The sequence below is a fragment of the Streptomyces sp. NPDC001502 genome (assembly GCF_042894785.1).
Taxonomy (GTDB): Bacteria; Actinomycetota; Actinomycetes; order Streptomycetales; family Streptomycetaceae; genus Streptomyces; species Streptomyces kutzneri.
On sequence record NZ_JBIAVW010000002.1, the window covers coordinates 1 to 20382 of the forward strand.

Genomic DNA, 20382 nt, shown 5'->3' on the forward strand with positions numbered 1-20382 from the left:
GGGCGTGGGTGGCCTTAGGGGGGGCGCGGGGGCCACGGGCGGCGCGGGGGGGGCCAGCCTCTTCTGCCCGCGCCCCCCCCCCCCCGGCCGGGGGGGGGGGGGCCGCGGGCGCCCCCACCCCCCCACCCCCCCACACCCCCTCGTCGGTATGTGCCGAAACGGAGAATCCCCTCATGTTCACGAAGTCCTGGCAGCGTCCGATCATCCTGGTCACGGCCTCTCTGGCCCTCGTCACCGGTACGGCGTGCGCCGCGCAGGCGTCGCAGTCCCACACCCCCACGGGCATCAGCGCCTCGGCCCCGGCCGACAAGCCCGAACACTGCGTCGGGTTCGGCGCCGGCGGCAAGGGCGGAGAGGGCGGCAAGGGCGGCAAGGGCGGCGAGCCCGGCCAGCCGGGTGAGCCCGGTCAGCCCGGCGGGGTCGGCTGCTTCACGTTCAAGGACCTGCCCGACAAGCCGAAGTCGGATCTGACGGTGGTCGACAAGGTGCGCATCGTGCTCATCGTGCTGGCGGCCGACGACCCGGACGAGACCACGAAGAAGATCGCCGAGAAGTACAAGATCTCGGACGAGCAGATCGACACCTGGAAGAAGTACTACGTCGACGGCGACTGGTTCGCCCTGATGGCGGACGACGTCCGCTCATGAGGCCCCGGCGCCCCGGCCCGCAGCGGGCCGGGGCGCCGGCGAAACCTCGGGGAACGAACGGCCGGACATGAATCGGCCCATTCGCCGGGAACGCGGAGAAACGGGAAAGCAGAACACCCGTAACCGCGTCACGGAAAGCAGTTTCCAGGAAAGGGAGAGTTCCATGCGTACGCGATCCACGAAGTTTCGGCTCGGTCTCATCATTTCGGCGACTCTGATCGGCGCGGGTGCCATGGCACCGGTCGCCACGGCGGCCCCGGCGCCGTCCGCCCAGACGATCTCCGCGTTCGGCAGCGGCGACGCGCGTCCGGGCGGCGGCCGGTTCGACGGCCGCGCGGTGCTCGGCGGAGTCAAGGTGGACAAGGGCAGCGTCCAGGTCGGCGACCGGGTCTGTGCGGGCAACTGCGAAGGATCGGTGAACGGCACCAAGGGCGGCAAGGGCGGAATCTGCGCCGGACTGTGCAACGGGAGTGCCAACGGCGGCAACGGCACCACGGGCGTGCCGGGCGGCAACGGTACGAACGGCGGCAAGGGCGGAATCTGCGCCGGGACCTGCAACGGCAGCGCCAACGGCGGCAAGGGCGGCAACGGCGGGGTCGCGCTGCCCGGCGGTGACGGCGGCAAGGGCGGCAACGGCGGGGACGGCGGCCTCTGCTTCGGCTTCGGCTGCGGGACCACCGGTGGCTTCGGCGGTAACGGCGGCGCCGGCGGCAGCGACGACGACTGACCGCCATGGATCGCGGCGCGCACCGTGACCGGTTCCCTTCGGGGACCGGTCACGGTGCGTTCCCGTGTGTGTTTCCGTGTGCGCGTCCGTCCCGCCCGTGCCGCTCGGCGGGTCGGCGGGTCGGCGCGAGGACGGGCCGCTCGATAGACTTCCAGGTATGGAAGAGCGGCCTGCCGCGTCCGGCGGCGTCACCCGGCCGGGTGAGGGGGGCGTCCGATGAGCGAGGCATCCAACCTCAGCGTGTACGCGGGCCGTGCCTCGGGCCTCATCGGCAAGCAGATCGCGGGCTACCGGGTGGAGCGCATGATCGGCCGCGGTGGCATGGCCGTCGTGTACTGCGCGAAGGACCTGCGCCTGGACCGTACGGTCGCACTCAAACTGATCGCCCCCGAGCGCGCCCGCGACGAGACCTTCCGGCGCCGTTTCACGCACGAATCGCGGGTGGCCGCGTCGATCGACCACCCGCACATCGTGCCCATCTTCGAAGCCGGTGAGACCGACGGCGTCCTCTACATCGCCATGCGCTACGTCTCCGGCCTGGACCTGCGCGCGCTGCTGGACCGCGAGGGCCCGCTGCCCGTGGCGACCGCCCTGCGCATCGCCGCCCAGGTGGCATCGGCGCTCGACGCGGCCCATGACCACGATCTCGTGCACCGGGACGTCAAACCCGGCAACATCCTGGTCGCCGCGGGCACCGACAGCGAGCACCCCGAGCACATCTATCTCACGGACTTCGGGCTGACGAAGAAGTCGCTGGCGCTGACCGGGTTCACCACGGACGGCGAGTTCGTCGGCACGCTCGACTACATGGCGCCGGAACAGATCTCCGGCAGGCCGGTGGACGGCAGGTGCGATCTCTACAGCCTGGCGTGCGTCGTCTACGAAACCCTCGCCGGCGGGCCGCCCTTCCAGCGCGAGGAGGACGCGGCGCTGCTGTGGGCGCACCAGTACGACCCCCCGCCCCCACTGACGGAACGGCGGCCGGGAATCGCTCCCGCCGCCGCCGACGTACTGACCAAGGCTCTGTCGAAGCTCCCCGAGGACCGCTACGGGTCCTGCCTCGAATTCGTGGCCGCCCTGCGCGGCGCAACGGGAGGCGGCACCGGCCGTCAGGCCGATCCGCCGTCGCGGGAGGATTCCCGTCCCCCCGGTGTCCCGGGGGACTCCGTGCCCCCGCGGGAGCCCCCGGTCTGGGCCCGGCCGGTCTTCTACGGCCTGCCCGGCGGCCCGTAGGCCGCCTCGCCCGTCACGGGCGTTTCCGCATTTCTTCGTACGTCGTTCCTGCGTGATCCCTGCACGTTTCCCGCGGCTGTCACAGCCCCATGGAGATGGCCAGGCGGGTCATCTCGGCCGTGGTGCTGATGTTCAGCTTGGCGCGGATGCGGCGCAGGTAGGCGTCGACCGTGTGCTTGGAGAGCCCCATCTGGCGGGCCGTCTGCAGGTAGGTGCAGCCTGCGGCGATGTGTCGCAGTGCCTCCTGCTCGCGCGGGGCGAGGGTGGGGGCGGTGGCTTCGGTCTGCGGGGCGACGAGGGTGAGACTCATGATTTCCTCCGACGGAGCGGCCTGGTCATCACTGCTCACGTCCTCGGAAGCAGGGGACGTATTCCGGAATGTCGGTGTTTGTCCCTGATAAAGAGCTTGTCGGCGGGACTTCATGGAGGTGTCCGTCGACTGTCACAGGCGCGTCACAGGGAACATTTCCGTGCATACCGCCCGGCCTCGTGTGCGTCCTCAGTACTCGCTGAGGGACTGCTCGGCCCAGATGGTCTTGCCGATGGCCGCGTGCCGGGTGCCCCAGCGCTGGGCGAGCTGGGCGACCAGCAGCAGGCCCCGCCCGCCCTCGTCGAAGGTCCGGGCCCGCCGCATGTGCGGGGCGGTACTGCTCGCGTCGGAGACCTCGCAGATCAGGGTGCTGTTCTTCTCGTGGATCAGCCGCAGCTGGATGGGCGGCTGGCCGTACCTGATCGCATTGGTGACCAGCTCGCTGACCAGGAGCTCGGTGACGAAGGCGGCCTCCTCCAGACCCCAGACCGTCAGCTGGTCGGTGGTCTGGCGCCGTGCCGTGGCGACGACGGAGGGGTCGGACGGCAGGTCCCAGACGACGACCTGGTCGGCGTGCAGGGCCCGGGTCCGGGCGACGAGCAGGGCCACGTCGTCGTCCGGGCGGTGCGTCAGCATGGCCGTCAGTACGCGGTCGCACACCGCGTCCAGTGTGTCCGCGGGCCGGACCAGGGCCGCGAACATGCTGTCCAGCGCCTCGTCGATGTCGTGGTCGCGGGCCTGCAGCAGACCGTCGGTGTACAGGGCGAGGATGCTGCCCTCGGGCAGTTCGACCTCCAGCGTCTCGAAGGGCAGACCGCCCAGGCCCAGCGGGGGACCGGCCGGGACGTCAAGGAGGTACACGGAGCCCTCCGGCGAGACCACGGCGGGCGGCGGGTGACCGGCCCGGGCGACCGTGCAGCGGCGGATGACCGGGTCGTAGACCACGTAGAGACAGGTGGTGCCGATGCCCCCGGCCGTCTCCCCGCCGGACTCCTGGTCGCCCTCGTCGGCGGACAGGTGGATGACGAGGTCGTCGAGGTGGGTGAGCAGCTCGTCGGGCCCCAGGTCGACATCGGCCAGGGTGCGTACGGCGGTGCGCAGCCGCCCCATGGTGGCGGTGGCCCGGATCCCGTGGCCGACGACGTCGCCCACGACCAGCGCCACCCGGGCGCCCGACAGCGGGATCACGTCGAACCAGTCGCCGCCCACTCCGGCCTCGCCGGCCGCGGGCAGATAGCGGGAGGCGATCTCCAGTGCGGCCTGGTCGGGCAGCGTGTGCGGGAGCAGGCTGCGCTGCAGCGTCATGGTCGTCGTGTGCTCCCGGCCGGACCGGTACGCGTTGCGGATTCCGGCCGCCGCCCGGGCCGTGAGCTCCCCGGCCACCCGCAGGTCCTCCGGCTGGAAGGGTTCCTGGCGCCGGTGGCGGGAGAAGACGGCCACACCGAGCGTGCCCCCGCCGGCCCGCATCGGCACCACCATGATCGAGTGGGCCCCGTACTCCCCGATCCAGGCGGCCCCGGGGTCCTGGGCCGCCCACCGGGCGAGGTCCGGGTCCGCAGCCCCGTACACGGCGCCGTGGCCCGCGACCAGCGCTTGGACGGGCGGCGACAGCGGCGGATAGCTGGTCGTGTCCCCGACGGCGACGCCGGACTCGGGGGTTCCGTCGAGGACCGACCGCGCTGCGGCGCGGCACACGGTGACCGGCCCGTCAGCCTGGACCGAGGACGGCTCGTCGCCGCGCGGGAGCGGTTCCAGCAGGTCGACGACCGCGAAATCGGCGAACCGGGGGACGGCGGCGTCGGCCAGCTCGTGCGCGGTGCGGACACTGTCCAGCGTGGTCCCGATCGGCGCGGTGTCGACCTCGTCCGTCAGGAGCATCTGGTGCTGGACGCTCTCCATCCCGCTCCGGTCGTGCGCGGCCAGACATACGGCGCGCACCCGGCCGTCCGGGTCCCGCAACGGCGCCAGCGAGGTGGCCCAACCGTGCTCCGCGCCGGCGCCCGGCGGGTGGACGAAGGCCTCCATGTACTGCGGCTCACCGGAGTCGAACGCCAGGCGCATCCGGCGCTCGGTCTCGTCGCTCACGGGATCCGGCGCGATCTCCGGCAGCCGTAGACCCCGCATCTCGGCCTCCGTGAGGGAGAGCGTGCGTTCCATGCCGGCGTTCGCCCGCACCAGGCGCAGGTCCGCGTCGAAGACCGCCAGAAAGCAGGGGGACTGGGTGAACGCCCATTCCTTCATCGGTTCGTCCCAGGGAGAGCGGTGCGCGCCCCCCACGGCGGACACCACGAACCACTTGACGGTCCCGCCGCTGGACGTCCAGCGGTGCGCGAGCAGGGCCACCTCCATGCGGTGACCGTCCCGGTGGCGCAGCGCCACCGTGCCGCTCCACCGCTCCCGCTCGGACGGCACCCGCCGGGCCGCGTCACTGAGGACGTCGGCGAGCCGGTGGGCGGCGGGCAGCCCCACGACCTCGGACGGCACATAGCCGAGCAGCCGGGTCGCGCCCTCGCTCCACTCGGTGACGATGCCCTGCTCGTTGATCGTCGCCGAGGCCGTGTAGGCCGACTCGAGGGAGGCGCCCGTCTCCTCGGGCCGCTCACCAGGAGAGGTGGGAACTTGCTCCATCGCCACTCATCTCGCCCTCGCTCGTTCCGCTGCCGCCGTCCCACGGGGACGGCGGCCAGGCGCTCCTCTGACCAGAATGATCCAGCCGGGCAAGGAGCACCAACGCAGTACCGTCACGCGGGGCACTCAGCCACCCGGGTGCGCGAGGACGAGGGCGAGCGCCGCGTCGTCCGCCCGCCAGACCATCGCGCGGCGCCGTCCGCCGAGGAGGGGCGGCCGGAGGCCGAGGATCGGGATGCCGCGCGGAGCATCGCCGAAGACCCCGCTCCGGTCGGCCTTGACCGCAGCCTCCTTCAGCGCCCAGGCCCCGGTCATGGCGTCGGGCCGCTCCCTGCCGACGAGGGAGAGCTCCTCGGGCGACAGGAAATGGTCCGCGACCCGGCGTACGGCGTCGGCCGAGGCCATCTCGCACAGGTCCACCCCGACCGGTTCCGGCGCGAGAGCCGCGGCGACGTGCCCGGCGGTATGGCTGATCGAGACGTACAGGGCGGGCATCGGGCTGCCGCCGACGACGACGCGGGGGCTGCCGTCGTCCCGCGGGAGGATCTCCACGTCGTCCGCCGGCGCGGAGACCACCTCACCCACCAGCCGCTTGGCGAGCAGCCGGCCGGCCGTCCACTCGGCCTGCCGCCGGGCCCGCATCCCGCGGACCACGCTCCGCTCGGCCGGTGAGAGCGGCGGCACCTGCCGGAGCTCGCGGGTCCGGGCCACGATCAGGCGGGCTCCGCCCCATCGGTGGATCCGGCCCGGCACGACCGGCCGGAAGACGGCGTCCACGGCGGCGGCGGTCACGAGACCGAGACCGGTGCCGAGCCGAGGACCAGCAGCTCGCGCGCCAGCGCGGCCACGGCCTGGCGGATCTGGCCGGGCGTGTGGTCGTACGTGATGAAGAACCGCAGCCGGGCCAGCTCCTCCGGTACGGCCGGATGGAGGATGGGGTTGACGCTGATGCCCTGCTGGAACAGGGCCTCCGCGAGCTGCAGGGTCTTCAGCGAGTCCCCGACGATGCACGGTACGACCGGCGTGTCACGGCTGTCCCCGGTGTTGATGCCCGCCTCGCGCGCGAGGTGGACGAAGAGCGCCGCGTTCTCCGAGAGCCGTGCCACCCGCTGCGGCTCGGCACGCAGCATGCGCAGGGCGGTCAGAGAGGCCGCGGTGTCGGCCGGGGTCATTCCGGCGCTGTAGACGAAGCCCGGCAGGGTGTAGCGCAGGTACTCCACGACCGGCCGGCTCCCCGCGACGTAGCCGCCGCAGCTCGCCAGCGCCTTCGACAGCGTGCCCGACCACAGGTCGACGGCCGAGCGGTCGATGCCGTAGTACTCGCCGATGCCGCGGCCCGTCCGGCCGATCGTCCCGATGCTGTGCGCCTCGTCGATCATCAGCAGTGCGCCGTGCCGGCGCTTGACGTCGACGAGGGCGGGCAGGTCGGCGATGTCCCCGTCCATGCTGTAGACGCCTTCGACGACGACGAGCACCCGCCGGTACTGGTCGCGGACCTGCGTCAGCAGGGCGTCGAGGGCGGCGGCGTCGTTGTGGGGGAAGGGCCGCCGGGTCGCGCCGGAGAGCCTGCACCCCTGCAGGATGCTGTCGTGCGCGAGGGAGTCGTGGACGATGAGGTCCCCCGGTCCGACGAGGTGGCCGATCACGGTGACGTTGGTGGCGTGGCCGTTGGCCAGGGTGATCGCCGCTTCGCATCCGAGCAGGCCGGCGATCTCGCTTTCGAGTTCCAGGTGGAGCGGTCGGCTGCCGGAGAGCAGCCGGCTGGCGGAGACCGAGGTGCCGCAGCGCTCTATCGCCTCGTGGGCCGCCTCGTTCACCTGCGGGTGGGTCGCCATGCCCAGGTAGTTGTAGCTGGAGAAGGAGAGGAGCTCCCGGCCGTCGACGACGGTGGTGTCCGTCAGCGCGCCCTCGTGGACGAGGAAGTACGGATTGGCCAGCCCCAGCCCGGAGAGTGCGGCGACGCGCTCGGAGTGGGCGGTGACCTCCGGGAAGCACTCGATCCGTGTGTGCTGCTCGGGGAGCGGGGAGGCGGCCGGGTCCATGGCCGTCGGCGGGTCGGAGGCCAGGGGGACGGGCGGGTCGGCGGGCGGGTCGGCGGGCGGCGGTGCCGGGGCTTCCGCGGCTCCGGAGCGCTGCTCGGGGACGGGGACCGGTACGGCGTCCCCGCAGCTGCTCGCGATCATCGCGGCGATCCCTCCGACGGTCGGCCGGTCGGTGGCCGTGTCGTCGCGGGTCCACTGCGGCCACTGCCGCTTGAGGGAGGTGAAAAGGTCGGTCAGCATCAGCGAGTCGAACCCGAGGTCGTCGATCAGCAAGTGGTCATCGTGCAGATGGGCGACGGGGAACGCGCTGACCCGGGCCACGTGCGCGAGCACGGACTCCGTGACCGTGGTGATGTCCGCGGGCGGAGACGGTTCCTCGTCGGCGGGCTCGGCGGGCTCGGCGGGCGTCGTGGGAGGGTCCGGGGGCACCGGGGTGGTTTCGGCCGTCGCCGGGGCGGCGGCCTCCGCGGCCCGGTTCCGCTCGGGGAGCGTCTCGGCGAGGCGGGCCAGCAGCGCCGCCTCCGTGGCCGGGTTCGGCCCGGGGAGGGTTTCGGTGAGGCGGGCGAGCAGCGCCGTCTGCTGCTGGACCAGCTGGAGCAGTTCGTCCATCGGGTGGAGCGGCGAGTCGTTCATCGTGATCTCCTCGGGGGACACGGGCCGGGACCGGGTCTGGCGGGAGGGGGCGGAGGTGCCCGTCGTCCCCACGCGCCGGCGGGGCACCCAGTAGGACTGCGTGGCGAGCTTCGCCGCCGGCAGGTCGAGCAGTCGGCGCTCCTCCTGGGGAACCAGGGCGCGCGGGTCGACCGGGGCGCCCAGGACCGCGAGCCGTGCGAGGGCCCGGACGAAGCCCCGGCCGCCGTCCGGCGCCACCCCGGCGACCGGGACGACATGGACGTCGCCGTGGTCGGTGAGGTTGCGGCGGACCGAGGTCAGGAGCGAGTTGCCGCCGGTCACCTGGAGGAAGACCCGGGCCCCCTGGTCGTAGGCGGTGCGCACGGCATCGCCGAACTGGACCGGCGCGGACGCGTGCCGGCCCCACAGCTCGCGCAGCTGCTCGGGATCGCCGCATACGGCCGCGTTCACGGACGAGACGAACGGCAGGACGGGGCTGCTGACGGGGCGGTCGGCGAGGTCCGCGCGCATCTTCTCGTCGGCGGCGGCGAGCCGCGGCGAGTGGAAGGCGTTCGACACGTCGAGCGCCACCGTGACGACCCCCGCCTCGGCGCAGGCCTGCCGCATGGCGTCGAGCCCTTGCGGCGTACCGCTGACCACGACCTGCCGCGGCTGGTTGAAGCAGGCGAGCCACACGTCGTCGATGCCGGTCACCAGTCGCCGGCAGGTCTCCTTGTCGGTCTGTACGGCGAGCATCCCGCCGCGCAGGCCGCTCTCGGCCTCCCGGAGGGTCGCGCCCCGGTGCACCAGCAGCCGTACGGTGTCCTCGTCGGTGAGCGCGCCGGCCGCCGCGGCCGCGGCGAACTCCCCGACGCTGTGACCGAGGACCAGGTCGGGTGCGATGCCGAAGCCGGCGAGGAGCCGGGTGGCGGCGATCTGGACGGTCCCGAGCAGCGGCTGGCACACCTCGGTGGAGGCGAGCCGGCGCCCGCTCTCCTCGGTGTCGCCCCCGGTGGTCGCCGCCTCGCCGTACAGCAGCTCGCCGATGTCGAAGCCGGTGGCCTCGCGGGCCGCGGCGCCCAGGCCCCCGACGGTCGCCCGGAAGCCGGGGAACCGCTCGTAGAGGTCCCGCATCATGCCGGGCCGCTGGCTGCCCTGACCCGGGAAGAGGAAGGCGAGGCGGCGCCGCTCGGCCGGCAGCGGGGCGTCGGCGGCGAAGGCGTCGTTCCCGAGGTCGCCCCGCTCGCCCTCGACCAGCTGCTCGCGGGCGTGGCGCAGCCGCCGTACGAAGGCCTCCGTGTCGTCGGCCACGATCGCGAGCCGGGCCGTCAGCGGCCGGCGGGAGCCGAGGGTGTGGGCCACGGCTGCCAGCGGGGCGGGGTCCGCCGTGTCGAGTGCGTGGAGAACGTCGCCGATGTGCTGGTCCAGGAGCTCGGGACTGCCCGCCGAGAGCAGGACGAGCTGAGGACAGCCGTCCCGGGTGTCCCGGGTGTCCCCGGCGTCCCCGGTGTCCCCGGCGCGTTCCGGGAGACGGCCGGCAGCAGGGGCGGGGGCGGGCCGCTCCTCCAGCACCACGTGGACGTTCGTCCCGCCGAAGCCGAACGAGCTGACGGCGGCCCGGAGCGGCGTGCCGGAGTCCGGAAAGGGCCGTGAGGTGTCGGCGAGACGCAGGCCCGCGGCGCCGATGCCCAGCCCCGGGTGCGGGGCGGTCGTCGGCTGCGGAACGATGGTCCGGTGGTGGACGACCAGGGCCGTCTTGATCAGTCCGGCGATGCCCGCGGCGGACAGCGAGTGTCCGATGAGGGCCTTGCCCGCGCCGAGGTAGCACAGCGAGGGGTCGTCGTCGGGGTACTCGGTACGCAGCCGGCGCAGCGCCTCGACCTCGGCGCGGTCGCCGGTGGCGGTACCGGTTCCGTGGGCCTCCAGGAAGCCGACCGAGGACGGGGCGACCCCCGCGTCGTCGTAGGCCCGGCGCATGGCGCGCAGCTGGCCTTCGGGAGCGGGCGCCAGCGGCCCGGGGGACGCGCCGTCGTTGGCCGAGCCGACGCCCTTGATCACCGCGTAGACCCGGTCGCCCGCGGCGAGTGCGTCGGCGAGCGGCCGTACGACGACGGCGCCGGCGCCCTCACCGAGGACGAAACCGTCGGCCCCCTCGTCGAAGGGGCGGCACACCCCGGTGGCGGACAGCGCCCGGAGCGTCGAGAAGCCGATCAGGCTGTCGGGGGTGAGGTTGAGGTACACGCCACCCACGACGGCGATCCGGCAGCTGCCCTGGCGCAGTTGGGCCATGGCCTGGTCCAGGGCGACGAGTGAGCCGGAGCAGGCGGCGTCGACGGTGAAGCTGGGCCCGCCGAGGTCGAAGTGCCGGCTGACGGTGCCGGGGGCCATGTTGAGCAGGCTCCCCGGCAGGCTGAAGGCCTGCACGGTGCCGAGCGATCCCGCATGGTCCCTGACGGCGTCCAGGAGGCCGCCGGCGTCCGCCGCGGCCTGCCCCGCGTCCTCGGCCAGGGCGATGGCCCGGATGGGGGCCGACATGAGGTCCTTGTAGTCGGACACCGACATGCCGCAGAAGACCCCGGTGTTCTCCCGGTCGAAGTCGCCCCGGCCCAGCCCCGCGTCGTCGAGGGCCTCGCGGGTGACGTCCAGCAGCAGCCGGTGCTGCGGGTCCATGGCCCGGGCGCGCGCGGGCGGCACGCCGTAGTGGAAGGCGTCGAAGCGGTCCACGTCGTCCAGGAAGGCGACCTGGTCGGTGTACGCGGCATGGGGTGCCGACGGATTGCCGGGTTCGTGGAAGGTCTCATGGTTCCAGCGCTCCTTCGGCACGGCGGAGAACTGCCGTTCCCCGCTCAGCAGGAGCTTCCAGTAGGCGCTGATGTCGGGAGCGCCGGGGAAGCGGCAGCCGAGTCCGGTGATGGCGATGTCGGTCATGGGAGTTCTTCCTTGTCGAGAGGGGGGACGGGTACGGGGGAGGGGACGGGGACGGATACGGGCCGGTGGTCAGTGGCGCGCGCGGGCCGGGGACCGCGGGGCGGGCCGGGCCGCGGGGCACCTGCGGACGGGAGCCGGGGGCGGACGGGACGCCGGGAGGGGCTCCTTGGGCCGGATGGGACGCGGTGCCCACCAGTTCAGGCCGCCCGCCAGCCGCATGAGCGCCGGTACGAGGACCCCCCGTACGAGCGTGGCGTCGAGGAGGACGCCGAGGCCCGCGCCGATCCCGAAGAACTGCAACAGGGACACCTGCGAGGTGCCGAAGCTCAGGAGGGTGAAGGCGAGCAGCGCGCCGGCGGTGGTGACGATGCCGCCTGTGCGGGCCATGCCCGTGACGATCGAACGGGCGTTGTCCTGCCCGGCGTCGTGCGCCTCCTTGATGCGCGCGAGGACGAACACCTCGTAGTCCACCGAGAGTCCGAAGACGATGCAGAACAGCAGGACCGGCATGGTCGTACTGAGGGGCCCCGGCGTGAAGCCGAGCAGCTGGTGCAGATGACCCGACTGGAAGACCCACACCATGGCGCCGAGGACGGCCGCGAGACTCAGCGCGTTCAGCGCGATGGCCTTCAGCGGCAGCAGCAGACTGCGCGTGAAGCCCAGCAGCAGCGCGAAGGTGGTGACGGAGATCAGCGCGAGCGCCAGCGGGACCCGGTCGCCCACGGTGGCCTTCGCGTCGACCAGGACCGCGCTCGGTCCGCCGACGAGGACCTCGGTGCCCGCGGGGGCGGGGATCGCGCGGATGTCGTGGACGAGCTGCTGGGCGGCGTGCGACTGGGGGTCGACCAGCGGCACCACGGAGAGCTGGACCGGGCCGTCGGCGGTGGGCCGGGTGGTGGCTGCGGCCGAGCCGGAGACCGCTGCCCGCGCCCCGTACCGGAAGCCGCCGTCGGGTCCCACGACCTGGGCGACCTGCGGGAACGCGGACAGGCGACGGGCGTACTCCACCCGCTCCGACGGGGAGGCCTCGCCCGTGGTGACCACCGTCAGCGCGCTGGCGCCCTTCATGTCGAACCGGTCGCGCACCAGGTCGCCGGCCTGCCGGCTGGATGCGCCGGGCGGCAGCGCCCGGTCGTCGGGGGTGGCGAAATCGGCGTGCGCGAAGGGCGCGGCGAGCAGCACCAGCAGGCCGATCACCGGCAGCGCCGCGATCAGCGGGCGGCGTACGACGATCCGCGCCAGCCCCTCCCAGAATCCGGACCGGGAGCCGGAGCGGACCTTGCGGCGCCACGGCACGGCCCAGGCGTTCACCCGCTTCCCGAGCAGTGCGAGCAGGGCGGGCAGTACGGTCACGGCGCTCACCGCCGCGATCGCCACCACGGCGATGCCCGCGTAGGCGAAGGAGCGCAGGAAGTACGGCGGGAACACCAGCAGCGTGGCGAGCGCGGCGGAGACCGTCGCGGCGCTGAAGGCGATCGTGTGGCCGGCGGTGCGCACGGTCCGTACGGCGGCGGTACTCGGCAGGAATCCGGCGGCGAGCTCCTCCCGGAACCGCGAGACGATCAGCAGTCCGTAGTCGATGCCCAGCCCCAGGCCGAGCGCCGTCGTGAGGTTCAGCGCGAACACGGACACGTCGGTGACACTGCCGAGAACGCTCAGGACCAGCAGCGTCCCGGCGATGGCGAGGACACCGATGAGCAGGGGCAGGGCCGCGGCGACCACACTGCCGAACACCAGGACCAGCAGGATCAGGGTGCCCGGCAGGACGACGGACTCGGCCCGCTTCAGGTCGGACTCCGAGATGTCCTGGAGCTCGGCGTCGACGAGGGCGCTCCCTCCGACGCGCACCGTCAGGGCCTGCCCGGCATCGGCCGGGGTGGCCAGCTCCGCGCGCAGCCGCTCGGCCCGCGCCGCGAGCTCTTCCCCCTCTCCGTCCACGTGTGCGACCAGCATCGCCGCGTGGCCGTCGCGGCTGCGCAGCTCCGCCGCGCCGCCGGTCCAGTACGAGGTCACGGCGCTCACGTGCGGCTGCGCTGCGAGCTTTCCGGTCAGCTCCTCGCCCGCGCCGCGGGCGGGCGGGTCGTCCACGGAACCGCTGCCGCTCAGGGCTACGAGGACCAGGTTCGGGGAGGCGCCCAGGCGCTCGGCGGCCAGGTGCGCGGCGCGGCTGGACTCGGACCGGGGATCGTCGTATCCCTGCGTCTTCAGCCGTCCGGTCGCATCCATCCCGAAAAGGACGGACAGGACGAGGAAGACGAGCGCGCCGACGAGGACGAGTCGGGGGTGACGGGTCACGAAGGCCCCTGCGCGGCGGAACATGGATGCCTCCGGTACGGACGGCGATTCGCTCCTGCTCTCGCGCAGGAAGGTCGATATCCACCGTGCCCGGAGGCGGGACGAGGCCGTAGTCCCGGCCATTCGTACCTTGACAGGAGCGGAGGGGACGGAGCCCCGGGGGCGTCGACACGCAGGGTGACATTGCGTGCCCGCGGGTCACTCGATGTGGTGGGTCCGCGGTGGGAGTGGCGGCGCCGGGGTGCGTCCGGTGCGTCCGCCGCCGACTATGGGCGGCGTACCACCACCACTGCCGTTGTCAGGAGCTCACCATGCTGGAGCGCAAACTGCGCAAGGACCGCACCGAGGTCACCTTCATCCTGCCCGTCGACACCCCGCCGGGACCGGTCAGCGTGGTGGGCGACTTCAACGACTGGCAGCCCGGTGTCCACACCCTGGCCCGCCGGAAGGACGGCAAGCGCGCCGTGACCGTCGAGCTGCCCAGCAAGAGCACCCATTCCTTCCGGTACCTCGCGGCCGGGGACTACTGGTTCAACGACGAGAGCGCCGGGGACCAGGACGGCCCCAACAGCCGCCTGCACACCTGACGGCCCGGACTCCTCGCGAACCGGAGCGCGCCCCGGCCATGGGCCGGGGCGCGTTTGTGCGGTGCCGATCAGTTGAAGTAAGGTTAGGCTAATCTAATCGATCAACAGTACACATTTGAGGGCGAGTTGGTGGCCTCTCACTCCTGCGTGCCCGTTTTGTCTATCGACAGTGCGCCAGGGAATCAGCTTAGCTTTGCCTAAGTTTCGGTCGCGGCTGCGTCGGCGTGCCGACCCGTCCGGGTGGTGGATCGAAGGGATGACGTAGAGCGACATGGGCACCATTGCAGTGGAACGCCCCGTGCCCCGGGGCGTGACGGAGGCCCGGCGGCGGCGGGTCGTGGGCGCGGTCACCCTGGTGCTGGTCCTCGTGGCCGCCGTGGTGGTGTCCTTGGCCGTCGGCGCGCGGGCGCTGACCCCCGCCGAGGTGTGGCGCGGGTTGTCGGCGGCGCCGGACCCCGACCAGCGGCTCACCGAGATACGCCTCATCGTGCGGACCGTACGGGTGCCGCGCACGGTGCTCGCGGTCGTGGCGGGATTGGCCCTGGGGGTCGGCGGCGCGCTCATCCAGGGGTACACGCGCAATCCGATCGCCGACACGGGTCTGCTGGGCGTGAACTCCGGCGCCTCCTTCGCCGTGGTGCTGGTGATCGCCCTGTTCGGGTTCGCCAACCCGTTCCAGTACGTCTGGTTCGCCTTCCTGGGTGCCGCGGTCGCCGGCGTCGTCGTCTTCGGACTGGCGAGCATCGGCCGGGGGGCCGGCAATCCGCTGACCCTCGCGCTGGCCGGACAAGGGGTCACGGTGTTCCTCGCCGCGATGACCACGGCGGTCGCGCTGTCCGACAAGGCCTCGCTGAACGCCCTGCGGTTCTGGAACGCGGGCTCCGTGGCCGGTGTCGGGTTCGACGTCATCTGGCCGGTGATCGCGTTCATCGCCGCCGGGCTGGTGCTCGCGCTGATCACGCTGCCCGCCCTCAACCTGCTCAACCTCGGCGACGACGTCGCGCGCGGGCTGGGGGTGAACATCGTGCTGAGCCGGACCATCGGCATCGCCGCCGTCACCCTGCTCGCGGGAGCCGCCACGGCGGCGTGCGGCCCCATCGCCTTCCTCGGCCTGATGGTGGCCCACATGGCCCGGTACCTGACCGGGCCGGACTACCGCTGGCTGGTGCCGTACGCGGGCCTGCTCGGCGCCATCGTCCTGCTGGTCTGCGACATGGCGGGGCGCCTGCTGGTGCGGCCGGGGGAGTTGGACGCGGGGGTCGTGGTGGCCCTCCTCGGAGCCCCGTTCTTCGCGGCCCTGGTGTGGCGCGGAAAGTTCAAGAGCGCATGACCGGGACCGGGGTGAAGGCATTGGCATCGGTGACGCCGGGCGTACGGCTCGGCTCCGTCTCGTTCGTATGGCGGCCGTGGGTCGTGTGCGTCACGCTGCTGCTGGCGGCGGCGACCTTCCTCGTGTTCTGCGTGTCTCTCGGGGTGGGGGACTTCCCCATCGGCCTGTCGCGGGTGATGGCCACGGTCGTGGGCGGGGGCGAGCAGGTCGACAAGTTCGTGATCATGGACCTGCGGATGCCGCGCGCCCTGGCCGGGCTCGTCGTGGGAGTCGCGCTCGGGGTGTCCGGGGCGATCACCCAGTCGATCGCGCGCAATCCGCTGGCCAGCCCGGACATCCTGGGGATCACCGGGGGCGCCGGCGCGGTCGCGGTGTTCCTGGTGACGGTGTCGGGCGGGACCGCCACGGCGGTCGTCAACTCCGTGGGCCTGTCCGGGGCGGCGCTCGCGGGCGGCCTCGGCACGGGGCTCCTCGTGTACTTCCTGGCATGGCGGCGCGGGATCGACGGCTTCCGGCTCATCCTCATCGGCATCTCGGTGAGCGCCGTGATGGAGGCGGTCACGACCTGGCTGCTGGTCACGGCCGACATCAGGGACGTGGCCCGGGCCCAGGCCTGGCTGGTCGGCTCGCTGGACAACCGGTCGTGGGACGACGTGGGTGTGGCGCTGTGGTGCACCCTCGCCCTGATGGCCGTCGTGACGGTGGTCGCCTTCCAGTTCAAGCCGCTGCACCTCGGTGACGACGTCGCCGCGGGCCTGGGCGTCCGGTACACGAGGGTGCGGGCGGTGCTGCTGCTGTGCGCGGTGCTGCTGGCCGGCGTGGCGGTGAGCGCGGCCGGCCCGGTCCCGTTCGTCGCGCTGGTGGCGCCGCAGGTGGCGATGCGGCTGGCGAAGTGCCCGACACCGCCGATGGCGGCCTCCGGGCTGGTCGGAGCCCTGCTGCTGATCGGTGCGGACCTGGTCGCCCGTACGGCCCTGCCGATCACCCTCCCGGTCGGCGTGGTGACCGCCGTGATCGGCGGTCCCTTCCTCATCCATCTGCTGGTGCGGGCCAACCTCCGCTAGCCGACATCCCCGCAGACCCGCAGACATCAGACCCGCAGACCCGCAGACATCAGACCCGCAGACCCGCAGACCCTCAGACATCAGACCCGCAGACCTTTCAGACATGCCTACTTCAGGGGGAGTCGTGGCCGTATCGCAGATCGCCGGGATCGAGTCCGACGGGGCCGGGGCCGCACGGCTGGCGGCCAGAGGGGTCACCGTCGGGTACGGCGGCCGGGTCGTCATCGACGACCTCCACGTATCGATCCCGCCGCGGGTGATCACCACGATCATCGGCTCCAACGGGTGCGGGAAGTCGACCCTGTTGCGGACCCTGTCCCGGCTGCTCAAACCGACCAGCGGATCGGTCGTGCTGGACGGCGAGGACATCGGCCGGCTCAGGACCCGGGACGTGGCCAGGAAGCTCGGCCTGCTGCCGCAGGCTCCGGTGGCGCCGGAGGGGCTCACGGTGGCCGACCTCGTGGCCAGGGGCCGCCATCCGCACCAGAGCTGGCTGCGGCAGTGGTCCTCCGACGACGCCGACGTCGTGGCGCGGGCCCTGGCCATGACCGGCGTGTCCGACCTGGCCGACCGCCCGATCGACGCCCTGTCCGGCGGGCAGCGGCAGCGGGTCTGGATCTCGATGACGCTGGCTCAGGGCACCGACCTGCTGCTCCTGGACGAGCCGACCACCTATCTGGACCTGGCGCACGCGATCGACGTGCTCGACCTCGTGGACGACCTGCACGAGTCGGGATGCACCGTGGTCCTGGTGCTGCACGACCTCAATCTGGCCACGCGCTACAGCGACAACCTCATCGTGATGAAGGCCGGTTCGATCCTTGCGCAGGGGCACCCCCGTGACGTGATCACCGCCGAGCTGTTGTACGAGGCGTTCGGGCTGCGCGCCAAAGTGATCGACGACCCGGTGGGGGACCGCCCGCTCATCGTCCCCATCGGCCGCGCCCACGTGAACGCCTCATAGATCAAACAAAGTTACGCCGCAAGTAAGGCTAGGCTAGCCTCACTTAGGCGCGGTAGGGTTTGGCTGCCCTCGGGCGGAACTGCAATGGACGGCACGAAAGCAAGGGATTTCGGATGCTTTTCCATCGAACGACACGTATGAAGCCCTGGCAGCGGTTGGCGGCGGGAGCCTCCGCCGCGGCCCTCGGCGTCGGCCTCCTGGCCGGATGCGGTTCCGATTCGGCGGACCAGGCCGACAAGAAGAGCGACAACGCCCCGGCCGCCGGAGGCACCTTCCCCGTCACCGTGGAGCACGCCTTCGGATCGACCAAGGTCGAGAAGGCTCCAAAGCGGGTCGTCTCGGTCGGGTACACCGACGACCAGGCCATCCTGGCGTTCGGCATCAAGCCGGTCGGCATGGTCGACCAGTATCCGAACCCGCCGGGCACCTCCCCCGACATCAACACCCAGTGGCCGTGGGTGAAGGAGAAGTGGGGCGACACCCGCCCCGAGGTCATCATGAACAACGGTGACGCCGGCCCGAACTACGAGAAGATCGCGGCCCTGCGGCCGGACCTGATCATCGCCGTGTACTCCGAGATCGACCAGGCCGCCTACGACAAGCTCACCAAGATCGCCCCGACGGTGGGCCGCACCAAGGCCGAGAAGGAGCCGTTCAGCGCTCCCTGGCAGGACAACGCCGTCCACATCGCCAAGGCGCTCGGCCAGGAGACCAAGGGCACCGAGCTGGTGAAGGGCATCCAGGACAAGCTCGACACGGCCAAGAAGGCGCACCCCGAGTTCGCGAACCAGACCGCCGTTCCCCTGTCCTGGTACAAGGACTCGGTGGCCCCCTTCACCACCACCGACGTGCGCGGCCGGCTGGTGACGGGCATCGGCTACAAGGGCCAGACCGAGATCGACAAGATCGCGGACGGCAAGTTCTACACCACGCTCTCCCCGGAGCGCATGGACCTCGTCGACGTCGACCGCATCTTCGTCATCGCCGACAAGGCGGACCAGGAAGCACTGAAGAAGTTCCAGCTGTTCACCAACCTGAACGCGGTCAAGAACGGCAAGGTCTCCTACCTCCTCGACAGCGAGGGCCCGGCCGTCGGCGCGGCCATGTCCCAGGGCACCCTGCTCTCCCTGCCGTACGCCATCGACGAACTCGTCAAGTCGGTCGGTCAGGTGTGAGCCTCACCGCCACGCGCGTCGCCCAGCCGACCCTGCGCACGACGACCGGACGCGAGGCCACCCGCTGGGTCACGGCGCACTGCCGCGAGGTGCCGTGGCTGACCTTCGCCACCGTGTTCACCACGGTGGCGGGGGCGGCCCTCCAGGTGCTCCCGCTGCTCCTGCTCGGCCGGGTCGTCGACGCGGTGGTCGCGGGCGGACCGCGCTCGATCCTGGTCACGACCGGGGTGTTGATGGTGGCCGCCGCGCTGCTCGGCGCGGCGGCCACCGCCCTGTCGACCTACCTCATCGGGCGCCTCGGCGCGGACCTGCTCGCCCGGCTGCGCGAAGGCGCCGTCCGGGCGGTGCTCGGGATGCCGAGCGCCCGGATCGAGCAGGTCGGCCGGGGGGACGTGCTCTCCCGGGTCGGCGACGACGTGGCCGTCCTGTCCAAAGGCATCAGGACGGCCGTCCCCACCGTGTTCTCGGCCGGGGTGCTGGTCGTCATCGCCACGCTCGGCATGTTCGGCCTGGACTGGCGGCTCGGTCTGGCCGGTGCCTGCGCGCTGCCCGCGTACGGGCTGGCCCTGCGCTGGTACCTGCCCCGCTCCGCCCCGCTCTACCGCAAGCAGCGGGCGGCCCAGGCCGACCGCGCGCAGGCCCTGATCAGCGGCCTGAACGGGATAGACACGGTCCGGGCGTACCGCCTCGAAGGGGCCGTCCGCGAGAAGGTCACCCATGAGTCGTGGCGCGTGCGCGACCTCGGCGTCGAGGTGTTCCGGCTCTTCGGCCGGTTCGTCGGCCGGGAGAACCGCGCCGAGTTCATCGGGCTGGTCCTGATCATCGTGGTGGGGTACGCCCTGCTGGAGGCCGACGCCGCCAGCCTCGGCGAGGTGTCCGCGGCCCCGCTGCTGTTCCACCGCCTCTTCACCCCGCTCGGCTCCATCATGTTCACCTTCGACGAGGCGCAGAAGTCGGGCGCGAGCCTGACCCGCCTGGTCGGAGTGCTGGAGGAAGACGCGGAGGACAGGCTGGTGGGCGCCCTGGCCGTGGCGGGGACGGTGGACCCGCCGGACCCGGTGCCCGTGACGGTGCGCGGGCTGACGTTCCGCTACCCCGACTCCGAGGATCCCGTCGTCCGGGACGTCGACCTGACGATCCCGGCCGGCACCTCGCTCGCCCTCGTCGGGGCGACGGGCGCGGGCAAATCCACCCTGGCCGCGCTGATCGCGGGTATCGGCACCCCGCAGACCGGGTCCGTGCGCATAGGGTCCACCGACCTCGCCGGCCTCGACGAGGCCGGGGCGCGGGCCCTGGTCAGCATCCTGACGCAGGAGACCCACGTCTTCTCCGGACCGCTCGCCGAGGACCTGCGCCTGGCCGCACCGGAGGCGACCGACGCCCAGCTGATGGACGCCCTGCGCACGGTCGGCGCCGACGGCTGGGTCGACGCGCTGCCCGACGGTCTGCACACCCTGGTCGGTGAGGGCGGCGAACGCCTCGACGTCACCAAGGTCGCCCACATCGCCCTGGCCCGGCTGGTGCTGGGCCGCACCCCCGTCGTGGTGCTCGACGAGTCCACGGCGGAGGCGGGCAGCGAGGGCGCGGCCGAGCTGGAACGGGCCGTGCTCGCCGCGTGTGCGGGACGGACCACGCTGTTCGTGGCACACCGGCTGACCCAGGCCATGGCGGCGGACCGGATCGCCGTACTGGACGCGGGACGCGTCGTGGAGCAGGGGACGCACGAGGAGTTGGTGGCCCTGGGCGGCCGCTACGCACGACTGTGGCGGGCCTGGCGCGAAGGCAGCTAGGCCCCCATTTTTCGGTTGGGACAACATATCGATCTGGAAAGGGCGTTGAG

The 20382-nt window shown here is 72.4% G+C and carries 14 protein-coding genes; 9 read left to right on the plus strand and 5 right to left on the minus strand.

The annotated features are described in order from the left end of the window. Positions 1–173: 173 nt before the first annotated feature. The 3 genes from ACFY0D_RS02550 to ACFY0D_RS02560 all read left to right on the plus strand — a co-directional run bounded on the left by ACFY0D_RS02550 (position 174) and on the right by ACFY0D_RS02560 (position 2607). Positions 174–647, plus strand: a complete 474-nt coding sequence (locus tag ACFY0D_RS02550; RefSeq protein ID WP_390796579.1) for a hypothetical protein — start codon at positions 174–176, stop codon at positions 645–647. Between the two features lie 163 nt (positions 648–810). After that, the gene (locus ACFY0D_RS02555) at positions 811–1374 is read left to right on the plus strand and encodes a hypothetical protein (RefSeq protein WP_390796580.1); all 564 of its coding nucleotides are present in this window, start codon (positions 811–813) and stop codon (positions 1372–1374) included. Positions 1375–1590: 216 nt separating this feature from the next. Beyond that, entirely contained in the window at positions 1591–2607 is a 1017-nt protein-coding gene (locus ACFY0D_RS02560) for a serine/threonine-protein kinase (protein WP_390796581.1), read from the plus strand. A gap of 79 nt (positions 2608–2686) precedes the next feature. Here the strand turns inward: ACFY0D_RS02560 and ACFY0D_RS02565 are convergent, their stop codons facing one another. The 5 genes from ACFY0D_RS02565 to ACFY0D_RS02585 form a co-directional block, all read right to left on the minus strand. Then, the gene (locus ACFY0D_RS02565) at positions 2687–2917 is read right to left on the minus strand and encodes a response regulator transcription factor (protein WP_030010891.1); all 231 of its coding nucleotides are present in this window, start codon (positions 2915–2917) and stop codon (positions 2687–2689) included. A 189-nt stretch (positions 2918–3106) separates the two neighbouring features. Next, positions 3107–5545 (minus strand): SpoIIE family protein phosphatase, encoded by a 2439-nt coding sequence (locus tag ACFY0D_RS02570; protein ID WP_390796582.1) that lies wholly within the window; start codon positions 5543–5545, stop codon positions 3107–3109. Positions 5546–5671: 126 nt separating this feature from the next. After that, positions 5672–6337, minus strand: coding sequence for a 4'-phosphopantetheinyl transferase family protein (locus tag ACFY0D_RS02575; protein WP_390796583.1), 666 nt, complete (start codon positions 6335–6337; stop codon positions 5672–5674). After that, complete coding sequence (locus ACFY0D_RS02580) at positions 6334–11127, minus strand: type I polyketide synthase (RefSeq protein ID WP_390796584.1); 4794 nt, start codon at positions 11125–11127, stop codon at positions 6334–6336. Before ACFY0D_RS02580 ends, ACFY0D_RS02575 begins: the two co-directional genes overlap by 4 nt. Before the next feature lie 69 nt (positions 11128–11196). Next, positions 11197–13446, minus strand: a complete 2250-nt coding sequence (locus ACFY0D_RS02585) for an MMPL family transporter (RefSeq protein ID WP_390796585.1) — start codon at positions 13444–13446, stop codon at positions 11197–11199. A gap of 287 nt (positions 13447–13733) precedes the next feature. Between ACFY0D_RS02585 and ACFY0D_RS02590 the strand changes: the two genes are divergently transcribed. The 6 genes from ACFY0D_RS02590 to ACFY0D_RS02615 all read left to right on the plus strand — a co-directional run bounded on the left by ACFY0D_RS02590 (position 13734) and on the right by ACFY0D_RS02615 (position 20332). Next, the gene (locus tag ACFY0D_RS02590) at positions 13734–14009 is read left to right on the plus strand and encodes an isoamylase early set domain-containing protein (RefSeq protein WP_030384091.1); all 276 of its coding nucleotides are present in this window, start codon (positions 13734–13736) and stop codon (positions 14007–14009) included. 271 nt (positions 14010–14280) lie between these two features. Beyond that, positions 14281–15339, plus strand: a complete 1059-nt coding sequence (locus tag ACFY0D_RS02595) for a FecCD family ABC transporter permease (RefSeq protein WP_390796586.1) — start codon at positions 14281–14283, stop codon at positions 15337–15339. Then, complete coding sequence (locus tag ACFY0D_RS02600; RefSeq protein WP_390796587.1) at positions 15336–16403, plus strand: FecCD family ABC transporter permease; 1068 nt, start codon at positions 15336–15338, stop codon at positions 16401–16403. The genes ACFY0D_RS02595 and ACFY0D_RS02600 overlap by 4 nt, the downstream gene beginning before the upstream one ends. 103 nt (positions 16404–16506) lie before the next feature. Then, positions 16507–17367 (plus strand): ABC transporter ATP-binding protein, encoded by an 861-nt coding sequence (locus tag ACFY0D_RS02605; protein ID WP_390796588.1) that lies wholly within the window; start codon positions 16507–16509, stop codon positions 17365–17367. Positions 17368–17480: 113 nt separating this feature from the next. Continuing rightward, entirely contained in the window at positions 17481–18542 is a 1062-nt protein-coding gene (locus tag ACFY0D_RS02610; protein WP_390796589.1) for an iron-siderophore ABC transporter substrate-binding protein, read from the plus strand. Beyond that, a complete protein-coding gene (locus tag ACFY0D_RS02615) occupies positions 18539–20332 on the plus strand; it encodes an ABC transporter ATP-binding protein (protein WP_390796590.1) in 1794 nt (597 codons plus the stop codon). Before ACFY0D_RS02610 ends, ACFY0D_RS02615 begins: the two co-directional genes overlap by 4 nt. Positions 20333–20382 lie beyond the last annotated feature (50 nt).

What these genes read in the sequence shown, in the direction of transcription:
- ACFY0D_RS02610 (WP_390796589.1), top strand. Translation starts at nt 17,481, where the DNA reads ATGCTTTTCCATCGAACGACACGTATGAAGCCCTGGCAGCGGTTGGCG.
- ACFY0D_RS02585 (WP_390796585.1), bottom strand. Translation starts at nt 13,446, where the DNA reads ATGTTCCGCCGCGCAGGGGCCTTCGTGACCCGTCACCCCCGACTCGTC.
- ACFY0D_RS02570 (WP_390796582.1), bottom strand. Translation starts at nt 5,545, where the DNA reads ATGGAGCAAGTTCCCACCTCTCCTGGTGAGCGGCCCGAGGAGACGGGC.
- ACFY0D_RS02555 (WP_390796580.1), top strand. Translation starts at nt 811, where the DNA reads ATGCGTACGCGATCCACGAAGTTTCGGCTCGGTCTCATCATTTCGGCG.
- ACFY0D_RS02560 (WP_390796581.1), top strand. Translation starts at nt 1,591, where the DNA reads ATGAGCGAGGCATCCAACCTCAGCGTGTACGCGGGCCGTGCCTCGGGC.
- ACFY0D_RS02600 (WP_390796587.1), top strand. Translation starts at nt 15,336, where the DNA reads ATGACCGGGACCGGGGTGAAGGCATTGGCATCGGTGACGCCGGGCGTA.
- ACFY0D_RS02565 (WP_030010891.1), bottom strand. Translation starts at nt 2,917, where the DNA reads ATGAGTCTCACCCTCGTCGCCCCGCAGACCGAAGCCACCGCCCCCACC.
- ACFY0D_RS02580 (WP_390796584.1), bottom strand. Translation starts at nt 11,127, where the DNA reads ATGACCGACATCGCCATCACCGGACTCGGCTGCCGCTTCCCCGGCGCT.
- ACFY0D_RS02605 (WP_390796588.1), top strand. Translation starts at nt 16,507, where the DNA reads ATGCCTACTTCAGGGGGAGTCGTGGCCGTATCGCAGATCGCCGGGATC.
- ACFY0D_RS02595 (WP_390796586.1), top strand. Translation starts at nt 14,281, where the DNA reads ATGGGCACCATTGCAGTGGAACGCCCCGTGCCCCGGGGCGTGACGGAG.
- ACFY0D_RS02590 (WP_030384091.1), top strand. Translation starts at nt 13,734, where the DNA reads ATGCTGGAGCGCAAACTGCGCAAGGACCGCACCGAGGTCACCTTCATC.
- ACFY0D_RS02550 (WP_390796579.1), top strand. Translation starts at nt 174, where the DNA reads ATGTTCACGAAGTCCTGGCAGCGTCCGATCATCCTGGTCACGGCCTCT.